Raw genomic sequence first — 11,921 nt, 5'->3', positions numbered from 1 at the left:
AGCCACACCGGTCGCGGCCACACCGTGCCGGCCGGCACCGTTCCACCCCGCCCAGCCTGCGTCCCTATCCATGGCATCCCCTGCAAGCGGCAAAACCGCGAATTCTACAGGGTGCCAAGGATCACGCTCGACGCCTTGAAGATCGCCAGCGCCGGCCTGCCCTCCGCCAGGCCGAGGTCCGCGATCGCGGTATCGGGCACGATGGCGGCCACGGTACCGCCGCCGGCGAGATCGAGCACCACCTCGGCGCTGACCGCGCCCGGCACGATGCGCGCGACCACGCCCGGCAACTGGTTGCGCGCCGACAGCAACGCGCGGGGATCGGGCACCCCCACCAGCACCGACGACGCCTTGACCAGCGCAAACGCCTCGACGCCCGGTGCCAGCCCGAGCGTCTCGGCGCTCTCGTGCGTAATGGTGGAAACGATGGCCTGCCCGCCTGCCAGCCGCAGCGTGACCTCGTCATTGACGGCGCCGGCACTGATGGCCTCGACCGTGCCGAACAGCTTGTTGCGCGCGCTGGTCCTGACCATGAAGCGCCGCATGACATCGAGGTCCTCGGCATCGGCGCGCGTGCCCAGCCACGCCACAAAACGCTGGTGCTCGGCTTCCAGCGCGCGATAGGTCGCGATCAGCCGCTCGGCACGCGCGGTCAGGCGCGTGCCGCCGCCGCCCTTGCCGCCCGCGGCGCGCTCGACCAGCGCCTCGCCGGCACTGTTGTTCATCGCGTCGATGGCATCCCACGCGGCCTTGTAGCTGAGGCCGACCGCGCGCGCGGCCGCGGTGATCGAGCCGTGCTCGCCGATTGCAGCCAGCAGCGCGATGCGGTCCTTGCCGCCCCAGTCGCGGGCACCGGCGCGGAACCAGATGGCGCCTTCGAGTTCGAGCATGGAGATGTGGAGAAAATGGACGATGGCGCCATGTTACCGCTGTCGCGCCGCATCCCACCACGTTGCGCCCCGTAGCGCCTCTGCCCCTGGCACATTGCCTGCACCCTGGTCTGGGTGGGCCTCCGGTTGCGCCGGGCCGGGCCATGTGGGCGATGTGGGTCATATGGGCGACGCGGCCACGTGGGCAAGGTCGGCTCAGGCTGGGCCAGGTTCGCCCGCGGCGGTCAGGCCTCCAGGTAATGCGCGCGCAAGCGCGACACATCGACTCCGAGCGCGTCGCCGACATAGCGCGCCACGCTGCCGTGCATACGCTCGATGGTATCGAGCGACGCCGCCAGGTAGTCGGCACGGACTTCGAGCAGCGGCATCATGACTTCCGCCCGCACCCCAGCGTGCGCGGCGCGCGTCAGCAGAGCCTCGTTGAAAGCGCGGTTCCAGTGGTTCGATTCGAGATAGTTGGCCAGGATATCGTCCTGCGCCACGCCAAGCGCGGACAGCAGCAGCAACGAGGCAAACCCGGTGCGGTCCTTGCCCGCGGTACAGTGGTAAAGCAGCGTCGCCCCCTGTTCCGCATGGCGCAGGAAGTCGCCGAAGGCATCGGCGTAGCGCAGCGGAAACTCACGATAGACGTTCAGCAGGAACGCCTCCACGTGCGCGGGCGACTTGTCGCGCAGGTGTTGCAACACCGTGTCCATCGCCATATTGCCTTCCAGCACCGGCACCGGGATCCAGCGGAAGCGTTCGGCAAACGCGCGTTCCTGCGCCGATTTTTCGTCGGCCGCGCGGAAGTCCACCACGATATCGAGCCCGAGCGCATGCAGGCGATCGAGGTCCGCCACGCTGGCCAGCGCGGGGTTGGCGCTGCGGTACAGCCGGCCGTGCCGCACCTGGCGGCCGTTGGCGCCGACCAGGCCGCCGAGGTCGCGGGCATTGCAGATGGTGTCGAGCGGCAGGCAGGGTCTCATCGGCTTGTCGGGTATGGAGTACGCGGGTATGGGGCATCGTGCGCAGGATCACCCGCCATTATCGCGCGCGGCGGCGGTCCGCTCCAACCGCGTGCGCGGGCGTTGCGTCCCGGGTACAGCGCAAAAACATGCAACATCCGCGGCAAATCTTTCAGATCGCGCGCGCCCGGTGGCAGGCGCCCGCAGGCGCCATGCAGGAACCATCGCGCGGCAATGGCACAATATCGCCCATGCAACGCCTCTGGTCCGCCTTCGTCAAGCTCGCGCTGCTCGCCATCGTCGGTGGCGCGCTGCTCATTGCCTTCGCGGTCATCGTCGCCGACCGCCAGCTTCCGTCGCTCGATGCGCTCACCGCGTTCCGCGCCTCGCCTGGTTATGTGCCGCTGCGCCAGTTCCCCGCCGCGCTGCCTGAGGCGGTGGTGGCGATCGAGGACGACCGCTTCTACCTGCATGACGGCGTCGACTATGTGGGTGTACTGCGCGCCGGCATCGCCAACCTGTCGGACGACCTGTCGCAAGGCGCGTCCACCATCACCATGCAGGTGGCGCGCAACTTCTTCCTGTCGCGCAAGAAGACCTATACGCGCAAGCTGTACGAGGCCCTGCTGGCCTATCGCATCGAGAGCGCGCTCGGCAAGGACGAGATCCTCGAGCTGTATCTCAACAAGATCTATCTCGGCGAAGGTGCGTACGGTTTTGGCGAAGCGGCCGAGACCTACTTCGGCAAGCCCGTGGGCGAACTCACACTGGCCGAGTGCGCGATGCTCGCCGGCCTGCCCAAGGCGCCTTCGGCCAACAATCCCGTGGTCAATCCGCGCCGCGCGCGCCAGCGCCAGGCCTATATCCTGCTGCGCATGCTGGAACTCGGCCGCATCACACGGCCGCAGTACGACAGCGCGTTGCTGGAGCCGCTGCGGCTGCGCTGAGCGCGACCCTGTCAGCGGACGTCCGACTGCGCGCCGCCCGCTCGCGTGCTAGCGTCTTGCAACGCGGTGACCCGGGTACCGCCAGGGCAGGAGGACATCATGGAAGGTGTGTGGGGTGAGATCTACGGCACGCTGCGCCAGGAGTTTGCCGACGTACCCAATGTCGGCGAGCTGACCCGCATTCTGGTGCGGCTGACCATGGCCGTGGTGCTGGGCGGGCTGATCGGCATGGAGCGCGAGTGGGCCGGCAAGGCCGCGGGCCTGCGCACCCACATGATGGTCGCGCTCGGCTCGGCGCTGTTCGTGCTGGTCCCCTTGCAGGCCGGCGTGGCGCTGGGGGATATGAGCCGGGTCCTGCAGGGACTGACCGCCGGCATCGGCTTTATCGGCGCCGGCGCCATCATCAAGCTCGACAGCGAGGCAGATATCCGCGGCCTGACCACCGCAGCCAGCATCTGGACCGTGGCGGCCATCGGCGTGGCGTGCGGGCTCGGCCGCGAATCGACGGCTCTGGTGGCCACGCTGTTCGGCCTGCTGATCCTCCAGGTGCTCTACTGGCTGAAGAAGTAGCTCAGGCCGCCGCCGTCGGCGCCGCCGCGGGAGCGGCCACCGGCGCCGGCTCCAGCCTGGCGCGATGGGTCGCGATGGCTTCGCGCACGATCGGGTCCAGGCCCACGCCGCCGTCGGTCGCATCCACATGCGCCAGCAGTTCGCGACGCATGCGGGGTTCCCAGAAGCGTTTGATATGGCTGGCGATATCGGCCACGGCTTCCTCGCGGTTGGGCATCGCTTCGAAGAAGCTGCCGATCTGGTTCGCCATCTTGATCAGGTTTTCAATATGCATGGCAGGCACTCTCAGGCGTGCAATCGTTGGGGGTGTGCGTAGACCACGAGACCGCTGTCGCGGACAAAGCCGGCCAGCGTGACGCCGGCGGCCTCGGCCAGCCGCACCGCCAGCGCGGTGGGGCCCGAGACGGCAGCCAGCACGCCGGCGCCGATGGTCGCGGTCTTGAGCACCATTTCATAACTCGCGCGGCTCGTCACGATGACGGCGCCGCGCGCAATCTCTTCCTGGCCGGCATCGCCACGCGCCAATGCGCCCACCAGCTTGTCGAGCGCATTGTGCCGGCCCACATCCTCGCGCACCAGTGTCACCGTGCCATCGGCGCGCAGCCAGGCGGCGGCGTGCGTGGCACCGGTATCGCGCAACAGCGCCTGGCGCTCCTGCAGCCGGTGAAACGCGTCCTGCACGGTATGCAGGTCGAAGGCGGCCTCGCTGGCCACCGCGGCCGGCATGCGCATGACCTCGTCGAGCGACTCGGTGCCGCACAGCCCGCAGCCGGTGCGGCCGGCCAGCGCACGGCGTCGTTCCTTGAGCCGCACGAAGGCCTCGGCGGCGATCTCCAGCTTGACCGCCACGCCGTTCTCGCGGCGTTCGCACTCGATGTCGTAGACATCGCGGCGGCCGGCGACGATGCCCTCGGTCAGGCTGAAGCCGAGCGCAAAGTCTTCCAGGTCCGCCGGCGTGGCCAGCATCACCGCATGCGAGATGCCGTTGTACTCGAGCGCGACCGGGACTTCTTCCGCGATTTCGTCGGGCACGATCGCCGGCCGGCCGTCGCGCCAGCGATGGACCGCGAACGTGCTGTGCGTGGCGGGCAGACCGCCCCCTTCGTCCCCGTCGGGCGCGGTCTCCTGCGGCAGCATGCAGCGTTTCATGGCCGGGCCATCGTGCGGAGCGCCGGGACTACTCGGCCGAAGCCGGCGCGGCCGGCGCGCTGGCCGCGCGCAACAGTTCCATCTGGCGGTCGCTGAAGTCCTGGTAGTTGCGCTGCCATGTCGACGGCTGCGCCACCGGCATGACCTGCACCGCCGTCACCTTGTACTCGGGGCAGTTGGTGGCCCAGTCCGAGTTGTCGGTGGTGATCACGTTGGCGCCCGACTCGGGGAAGTGGAACGTGGTGTACACCACCCCCGGCTGCATGCGATCGCTCACGATCGCGCGCAGCACGGTCTCGCCCGCACGGCTCTGCACCCCGACCCAGTCGCCGGTCTTGATGCCACGCTCCTCGGCATCGTGCGCATGGATCTCCAGGCGGTCCTCGGCGTGCCACTCCGAGTTGTGCGTGCGCCGGGTCTGCGCGCCCACGTTGTATTGCGACAGGATACGGCCCGTGGTCAGGATCAGCGGGTACTTGCGGTTGACCTTCTCGGTCGTCGCCACGTACTTGGTGATGATGAACTTGCCCTTGCCGCGCACGAACTCGTCGATGTGCATGATCGGCGTGCCGGTCGGCGCGGCGTCGTTGCACGGCCACTGGATGCTGCCCAGCTTGTCGAGCTTCGCGTAGCTCACACCCGCGAAGGTCGGCGTCAGCCGCGCGATCTCGTCCATGATCTCGGACGGATGGTTGTAGTGCATCGGATAGCCGAGCGCGTTCGACAGCATCATGGTCGCTTCCCAGTCGCCGTAGCCGGCCTTGGGCGGCATCACCTTGCGCACGCGCGAAATCCGGCGTTCGGCGTTGGTGAACGTGCCGTCCTTCTCCAGGAACGTGGCGCCCGGCAGGAACACGTGCGCGTACTTGGCGGTTTCGTTGAGGAAGATGTCCTGCACCACGATGCATTCCATCGACGACAGCGCTTGCGCCACGTGCTGGGTGTTCGGGTCCGACTGCACGATGTCCTCGCCCTGGCAATACAGGCCCATGAAGCTGCCACCCACGGCGGCATCGAACATGTTGGGAATGCGCAGACCCGGCTCGGGATTGATGTTGACGCCCCAGGCGGCCTCGAACTCGCCCCGCACGGTCGAGTCCGACACGTGGCGGTAGCCTGGCAGCTCGTGCGGGAACGAACCCATGTCGCACGAACCCTGCACGTTGTTCTGCCCACGCAGCGGGTTCACGCCCACGCCTTCGCGACCGATGTTGCCGGTGGCCATGGCGAGGTTGGCGATGCCCATCACGGTGGTGGAACCCTGCGCATGCTCGGTCACGCCCAGGCCATAGTAGATGGCCGCGTTGCCGCCGGTGGCATACAGGCGCGCGGCACCGCGCATCTGGTCGGCCGGCACGCCGGTCTCGGCTTCCAGCGCTTCAGGCGAGTTCTCGGGCAGCGCAACGAAGTCGCGCCATTGCTGGAACGGCACATCCTCGCAGCGCTCGGCAATGAACTTCTCGTCGAGCAGGCCCTCGGTCACGATCACGTGCGCAAGCGCGGTCACCACGGCCACGTTGGTGCCGGGGCGCAGCTGCAGGTGGTAGTCGGCGCGGATATGCGGCGAGTCGACCAGGTCGATGCGGCGCGGATCGATCACGATCAGCTTGGCGCCCGCGCGCAGGCGGCGCTTCATGCGCGACGCAAACACCGGGTGGCCGTCGGTCGGGTTGGCGCCGATCACCATGATGACGTCGGCCTTGGCCACCGAGCGGAAGGTCTGCGTACCGGCCGATTCGCCCAGCGTCGACTTGAGGCCGTAGCCGGTCGGCGAGTGGCACACGCGGGCGCAGGTGTCGACGTTGTTGTTGCCGAAGGCGGCGCGCACCAGCTTCTGCACGAGGTAGTCTTCCTCGTTGGTGCAGCGCGACGAGACGATGCCGCCGATCGAATCGCGGCCGTACTTGCCCTGGATCCGCTTGAATTCCGCAGCCGCATAGCCGATCGCTTCTTCCCACGACACTTCGCGCCACGGATCGGTGATCTTCGCGCGAATCATCGGCTTGAGAATGCGGTCCTTGTGCGTGGCGTAGCCCCAGGCAAAGCGGCCCTTCACGCAGGCGTGGCCCTCGTTGGCCTGGCCGTCCTTGTACGGCACCATGCGCACGACCTCGTTGCCCTTCATCTCGGCCTTGAACGAGCAGCCCACACCGCAGTATGCGCAGGTGGTGACCGTATCGTGCGACGGCTGGCCCAGCTGGATCACCGTCTTCTCGGTCAGCGTGGCGGTCGGGCAGGCCTGCACGCAGGCGCCGCACGACACGCAGTCCGACTCCATGAACGGCTGGCTGGTGCCGGCCGCCACGCGCGAGTCGAAGCCGCGGCCGCTGATGGTCAGCGCGAACGTGCCCTGGGTTTCCTCGCACGCGCGCACGCAGCGATTGCAGACGATGCACTTGGACGGGTCGTACGTGAAGTACGGATTCGATTCGTCCTTGGCCATGTGCGTGTGCGTGGCGATTGCCGGCGTGCCGGTATGGCCATCGCTGTAGCGCACTTCGCGCAGACCCACCGCGCCGGCCATGTCCTGCAGTTCGCAGTTGCCGTTGGTGGGGCAGGTGAGGCAGTCGAGCGGGTGGTCGGAGATATAGAGCTCCATCACGCCGCGGCGCAGGTCGCCGAGCTTGTCGCTCTGCGTGCGCACCTTCATGCCCGCTTCCACGGGGGTGGTGCACGAGGCCGGATAGCCGCGGCGGCCCTCGATCTCCACGAGACAGAGCCGGCACGAGCCGAACGACTTCAGCGAGTCGGTGGCGCACAGCTTGGGCACGCTGATGCCGGCTTCCACCGAGGCGCGCATGACCGAGGTGCCGGCCGGCACGGTAACGGCGACGCCGTCGATTTCCAGCGTAACCTGCGTCTCCGATTCGCTGGCCGGAGTACCGTAGTCGAGTTCGTTTCGAGCGTTCAAGGGATGTCTCCCGGTCTTCTGTTTTGTGGGATGGTGCTCTGCGACGCGCGGGTCAGGCGGCGCGGGCCGGCTTCGGCGCCAGGCCGAAGTCTTCGGGGAATTCATTGAGGGCGGACAGCACCGGATACGGCGTCATGCCACCCATCGCGCAGAGCGAGCCATACAGCATGGTGTCGCACAGGTCGCGCACCAGCGCCACGTGCTTGACGGGCTGGTCGCCCGCCATGATGCGATCCATGACCTCGACGCCGCGCGTGGAGCCGATCCGGCACGGCGTGCACTTGCCGCACGACTCGATGGCACAGAACTCCATCGCGTAGCGCGCCTGCTTTGCCATGTCGACGGTCTCGTCGAACACCACGATGCCGCCGTGTCCCACCACCGCGCCGAATGCCGCATAGGCTTCGTAGTCGAGCGGGGTATCGAAGCGCGACTCCGGCAGATAGGCGCCGAGCGGGCCGCCGACCTGCACCGCGCGCACCGTGCGGCCGCTGCGCGTACCGCCGCCGTAGTCGTACAGCAACTCGCGCAGCGTCACCCCGAACGCCTTTTCCACCAGGCCGCCCTGCCTGATATTGCCGGCCAGCTGGAACGGCAGCGTGCCGCGCGAGCGGCCCATGCCATAGTCCTTGTAGAACGCGGCGCCGCGGGCCAGGATGATCGGTACCGTGGCCAGCGAGATCACGTTGTTGATCACGGTGGGCTGGCCGAACAGGCCTTCCAGCGCCGGCAGCGGCGGCTTGGCGCGCACCACGCCACGGCGGCCTTCCAGGCTTTCCAGCAGCGCGGTTTCTTCTCCGCACACATAGGCGCCGGCGCCCTTGCGCACTTCCAGATGGAAGCGGCGGCCGCTGCCGCGGATGTTGTCGCCGAGCCAGCCCGCCGCGGTGGCGATGCGGATCGCTTCCTCGGTGGCGGCAATCGCGTGCGGGTATTCGGAACGCGTATAGATGTAGCCCTGCTCCGCGCCCACGGCGAGGCCGGCGATCGTCATGCCTTCGATCAGCATGAACGGATCGTCCTCCATCACCATGCGGTCGGAGAACGTACCGGAGTCGCCTTCGTCGGCGTTGCAGACGATGTACTTGACGGCCGCTTGCGCGCCGAGCACGGTCTTCCACTTGATGCCGGTCGGGAACGCCGCGCCGCCACGGCCGCGCAGGCCCGAGTCGGTGACTTCCTGGACAATCTTCTCCGGCGCCATCGCCAGCGCGCGCGTGAGGCCGGCAAAGCCTTCATGCGCGATGTAGTCCTCCAGCGAGAGCGGATCGGTAATGCCCACGCGCGCAAAGGTCAGGCGCTCCTGCTGCTTCAGGAACGGGATCTCGTCGACCACGCCGAGCGACAGCGCATGCTGGCCGCCCTGCAGGAAGCCGGCATCGAACAGCGCCGGCACGTCGTCGGCCGTCACCGGGCCATAACCGATGCGGCCGGCGTCGGTCTTCACCTCGACCAGCGGCTCGAGCCAGAACATGCCGCGCGAACCGTTGCGCACGATACGCAGATCGGCACCGCGCGCGGCAGCCTCGCGCTCCAGCGCGCGAACCACGTCCTCGGCGCCGAGCGCCAGCGCGGTGGAATCGCGCGGAACAAAAACGGTGATGCTCATGCGTGGGCCTCCGCGTGGCTGGCAGGTTCGGCGCGCATCGATTCGCGCAGGGATTCGATCAGGCGCGTGAAGCGCTTCGCATCGACCAGACCGTGCAACTGGTCATCGATCATCACGGCCGGACCGCATGCGCACTGGCCCAGGCAGAACACCGGCTCCAGCGTAAAGTTGCCGTCGGCGGTGGTCTCGTGGAAATCGCAGCCGAGCACGCGCCTGGCATGGTCGACGAGCGCATCGGCGCCCACCGACTGGCATGCCTCGGCGCGGCAGACCTGCACCACATGCCGGCCAGCCGGCTTCTCGCGGAAGTGGTGATAGAAGGTGATGACCCCATGCACCTCGGCGCGCGACAGGTTCAATGCCTGCGCGATGACGGGCACCGATTCGGGCGGAATGAAACCGTGCTTGTCCTGCAGGTCATGAAGGATCGGCAGCAACGCGCCAGGCAGATCGCGGCGCGCGTTCACGGTCTGCGCGATCGACACGAGTTGCCGCGCGGCCTCGATGGTGACAGTCGCGACGGTGCCGCTGCCCGGGGTGCCGGTGGTCGCACCGGTGCTGCTTGTGGGGATGACGTTCTCTGGCATGGCGTCTCCGTGCTCTTGTGTCGTCGAAGCCCGGCGCCGGTGGGGGTGTCTCCTACCGGCCCGACGCACCGCCCAGGCGGCGCGATATAGGCTCTTTTTTTCATATTACGAGACAGCTTTTCAGGCTTTCCGTCTCGTTTGTGCGACTATAGGCCCGTGTTTTGCGGCCATCAATATGCTATTTTCCGCATATGCTACGCATATCGATCCTCCCCCATCTGCAGATCCGCGACGATGCGGCCGCGACACCCGCGCCCACGCTGGATGTGTCCCGTCTCGTGGCCCTGCTGAGCCATATCGAAGCCACCGGCAACATCGCGCAATCCGCCGAAGCCGTGGCGTTGTCATACCGCTACGCCTGGGGCATCCTGCGCGACGCCGAGACGCTGTTTGGCGGCGCGCTGATCGCCAAGACCCGTGGCCGCGGGTCGACGCTGACGCCGCTGGCGCAGCAGCTGGTGTGGGCCAGCAAGCGTATTGCCGCACGCCTGTCGCCCACGCTCGACAGCCTGGCGTCGGAACTCGAGATCGAACTGAAGAAACTGATGGCGGAATCCGACCCCGCGGTCCGGCTCCATGCCAGCCACGGGTTCGCCGTGGCGGCGCTGCGCGAGTTTCTCGACGAGCACAAGGTGCGCCACGACCTCAAGTACTGCGGCAGCCTCGAAGCGGTGGCCGCGCTCGCGGAAGGCGCCTGCGACATTGCCGGCTTTCACGTGCCGATGGGCGAGCTCGAGCAGGATATGCTGCGTCGCATCATGACGTGGCTGCGCCCCGATACCCATTGCCTGATCCACCTCGCGGTCCGCACCCAGGGGCTCTTCGTCCGCCCCGGCAACCCGCTGGGCGTGCAGTCCCTGGAAGATCTGGTGCGCACGGACGTGCGCTTCGTCAATCGCCAGGTGGGGTCCGGCACCCGTCTGCTGCTCGACCTGATGCTGGCGCGGCGCAACATCGATCCCAACCATATCGACGGCTACAGCAATGGCGAATTCACGCATGCCGCGGTGGCAGCCTATATCGGCAGCGGCATGGCCGACGTCGGCTTCGGCGTGGAAACCGCCGCGCGCCGCTTCGGCCTCGAATTCGTCCCGGTCCTGAAGGAGCGCTACTTCTTCGCCATCGAGGAAAAGATGCTGCAAAGCCCGGCCCTGGCCGGCGCCGTCTCCGCGCTCAAGAGCAAATCGTTCCGCGAGCGCGTGGATGCGCTGCCGGGGTACGACGGCGAGTTCACGGGGGTGGTACAGACCATGGAGCAGGCCTTTCCGCGGGCACTGTAGGAGACCGGCCCGCCCGCGAGTGAACCCGCCGTGCGGTCTTAATAGATCTCCGGCACGATCATGTTCGATGGCACCGGCTGGCGCACGTAGTCGGCGTGGCGTTCGCGTTCCGGCAGCACGATGCTCGGCTGGGCCGGCTCCACGTAGGGCATCTGCTGGAGGAGGTGGTGGATGCAGTTCAGGCGCGCACGCTTCTTGTCGACGGCCTGGACCACCCACCACGGGGCTTCGGCGATATGGGTGCGTTCCAGCATGACTTCCTTCGCGCGCGTGTAGTCTTCCCAGCGGCGGCGCGATTCCAGATCCATCGGGCTCAGCTTCCACTGCTTGAGCGGATCGTGGATCCGGCTCAGGAAGCGCATGTGCTGCTCGTCGTCGGAGATCGAGAACCAGTACTTGATGAGCTGGATGCCCGAGCGCACCAGCATGCGTTCGAACTCGGGCACCGAGCGGAAGAATTCCTCGTACTGGTCGTCGCTGCAGAACCCCATTACGTGCTCCACGCCCGCGCGGTTGTACCAGCTGCGGTCGAACAGCACGATCTCGCCGGCGGCCGGCAGGTGCGAGACATAGCGCTGGAAATACCACTGCGTGCGCTCGCGATCGTTGGGGGCCGGCAGCGCCGCCACGCGGCATACGCGCGGGTTGAGGCGCTGGGTGATGCGCTTGATCACGCCACCCTTGCCGGCGGCATCGCGGCCCTCGAACAGGATCACGACCTTGTGGCCGGTGGCGACTACCCAGCTCTGCAGCTTGACCAGCTCCCCCTGCAGGCGGAACAGCTCGCGGAAGTACATCTGGCGCTCGGCGCGCTCCGCGTCGTCGGCGGCAACGCCCGAATCGCCACCCGTGCCCGCCAGGATGCTCTGCACCAGGCTGGGATCGCGATCCTCGAGTTCGAGCTCGAGTTCTTCGTCGTAATAGTCCGCCACCTCGCGGTGAATGCGCCGGATCAGTGCTTCGTCGTTGTAGTTCATGGCTTTCCTCCGTGTGCCTGACCAGGCAGTCGAGGCCAGACAGCCTACGCCCGCCGC

At 67.5% G+C, this 11,921-nt stretch carries 11 protein-coding genes; 3 read left to right on the top strand and 8 right to left on the bottom strand.

Annotated features, from left to right (window positions below):
* Nucleotides 1-104 precede the first annotated feature (104 nt).
* Both DFLDMN_RS18005 and DFLDMN_RS18000 read right to left on the bottom strand, forming a co-directional pair.
* Nucleotides 105-890 carry a TOBE domain-containing protein gene (locus tag DFLDMN_RS18005; protein WP_423196228.1) on the bottom strand — a complete coding sequence of 262 codons (786 nt, stop codon included), beginning with the start codon at nucleotides 888-890 and terminating at the stop codon, nucleotides 105-107.
* 224 nt (nucleotides 891-1,114) lie between these two features.
* Complete coding sequence (locus DFLDMN_RS18000) at nucleotides 1,115-1,855, bottom strand: tyrosine-protein phosphatase (RefSeq protein ID WP_423196227.1); 741 nt, start codon at nucleotides 1,853-1,855, stop codon at nucleotides 1,115-1,117.
* Between the two features lie 230 nt (nucleotides 1,856-2,085).
* On the opposite strand from DFLDMN_RS18000, the gene DFLDMN_RS17995 reads away from it, so the two are divergent.
* Together DFLDMN_RS17995 and DFLDMN_RS17990 are read left to right on the top strand one after the other, a co-directional pair.
* Nucleotides 2,086-2,781 carry a transglycosylase domain-containing protein gene (locus DFLDMN_RS17995; RefSeq protein WP_423196226.1) on the top strand — a complete coding sequence of 232 codons (696 nt, stop codon included), beginning with the start codon at nucleotides 2,086-2,088 and terminating at the stop codon, nucleotides 2,779-2,781.
* Between the two features lie 99 nt (nucleotides 2,782-2,880).
* On the top strand, nucleotides 2,881-3,351 hold the full coding sequence (locus DFLDMN_RS17990) for an MgtC/SapB family protein (protein WP_423196225.1): 471 nt from the start codon (nucleotides 2,881-2,883) through the stop codon (nucleotides 3,349-3,351).
* A 1-nt stretch (nucleotide 3,352) separates the two neighbouring features.
* Here the strand turns inward: DFLDMN_RS17990 and DFLDMN_RS17985 are convergent, their stop codons facing one another.
* From DFLDMN_RS17985 to DFLDMN_RS17965, 5 genes are read right to left on the bottom strand one after another with little or no spacing between them, the layout of a single operon-like run.
* On the bottom strand, nucleotides 3,353-3,625 hold the full coding sequence (locus DFLDMN_RS17985; RefSeq protein WP_423196224.1) for a formate dehydrogenase subunit delta: 273 nt from the start codon (nucleotides 3,623-3,625) through the stop codon (nucleotides 3,353-3,355).
* An 11-nt stretch (nucleotides 3,626-3,636) separates the two neighbouring features.
* The gene (gene fdhD, locus DFLDMN_RS17980) at nucleotides 3,637-4,500 is read right to left on the bottom strand and encodes a formate dehydrogenase accessory sulfurtransferase FdhD (protein ID WP_423196223.1); all 864 of its coding nucleotides are present in this window, start codon (nucleotides 4,498-4,500) and stop codon (nucleotides 3,637-3,639) included.
* 28 nt (nucleotides 4,501-4,528) lie between these two features.
* Entirely contained in the window at nucleotides 4,529-7,411 is a 2,883-nt protein-coding gene (gene fdhF, locus DFLDMN_RS17975; protein ID WP_423196222.1) for a formate dehydrogenase subunit alpha, read from the bottom strand.
* Between the two features lie 52 nt (nucleotides 7,412-7,463).
* Nucleotides 7,464-9,020, bottom strand: coding sequence for a formate dehydrogenase beta subunit (locus DFLDMN_RS17970; protein WP_423196221.1), 1,557 nt, complete (start codon nucleotides 9,018-9,020; stop codon nucleotides 7,464-7,466).
* Nucleotides 9,017-9,607: a formate dehydrogenase subunit gamma gene (locus DFLDMN_RS17965; RefSeq protein WP_423196220.1), complete on the bottom strand. Its 591-nt coding sequence runs from the start codon at nucleotides 9,605-9,607 to the stop codon at nucleotides 9,017-9,019. The genes DFLDMN_RS17970 and DFLDMN_RS17965 overlap by 4 nt, the downstream gene beginning before the upstream one ends.
* A 191-nt stretch (nucleotides 9,608-9,798) precedes the next feature.
* Here DFLDMN_RS17965 and DFLDMN_RS17960 point away from each other — a divergent pair, with 191 nt between their 5' ends.
* Complete coding sequence (locus DFLDMN_RS17960) at nucleotides 9,799-10,887, top strand: substrate-binding domain-containing protein (RefSeq protein ID WP_423196219.1); 1,089 nt, start codon at nucleotides 9,799-9,801, stop codon at nucleotides 10,885-10,887.
* Between the two features lie 38 nt (nucleotides 10,888-10,925).
* Here DFLDMN_RS17960 and ppk2 read toward each other — a convergent pair whose 3' ends face one another.
* A complete protein-coding gene (gene ppk2 / locus DFLDMN_RS17955) occupies nucleotides 10,926-11,864 on the bottom strand; it encodes a polyphosphate kinase 2 (RefSeq protein ID WP_423196218.1) in 939 nt (312 codons plus the stop codon).
* Nucleotides 11,865-11,921 lie beyond the last annotated feature (57 nt).

It is taken from the genome of Cupriavidus sp. H19C3, assembly GCF_049393815.1.
Classification (GTDB): Bacteria; Pseudomonadota; Gammaproteobacteria; order Burkholderiales; family Burkholderiaceae; genus Cupriavidus.
The sequence above is the reverse complement of the archived record's forward strand: the minus strand, read 5'-3'. Positions and strand labels throughout refer to the sequence as shown.